Source organism: Mesorhizobium sp. (assembly GCF_004962925.1).
Classification (GTDB): domain Bacteria; phylum Pseudomonadota; class Alphaproteobacteria; order Rhizobiales; family Rhizobiaceae; genus Mesorhizobium.
In genome coordinates this window covers 1-247 of record NZ_SUEO01000356.1, presented here as the reverse complement: position 1 = coordinate 247, position 247 = coordinate 1, and the positions used below count along the sequence as shown (strand labels likewise).

Sequence of the window (247 nt, the reverse complement as noted above, 5' to 3'; positions counted from 1 at the left end):
CATCATTTGCTCGAACATCAGGGTTGCCGACCAGCGCATCGGCGACATCCGCGCCCAAGCGGCGGCACTGCTGATTGGGCAGGACCGGCTGAACGGAATCCTGGATCGTTACGGAGACGAAACGGTTGTCGAGGCGATCGCCGAATTGCGCCGCCGCGCCGCCGAGCAGATGCGCGCCAACATATCAGCCATTCCCGACGGGATTTACCATTCCAAGGCGTTCGTCGATTCCGACGGGGTGGTGAAC

General features: G+C 61.9%; 1 protein-coding gene. It reads left to right on the top strand.

The window, feature by feature from the left end; genetic code table 11:
- On the top strand, positions 1 to 247 hold a 247-nt coding region (locus E5W87_RS34760; protein ID WP_292408298.1), incomplete at both ends, for a hydantoinase B/oxoprolinase family protein.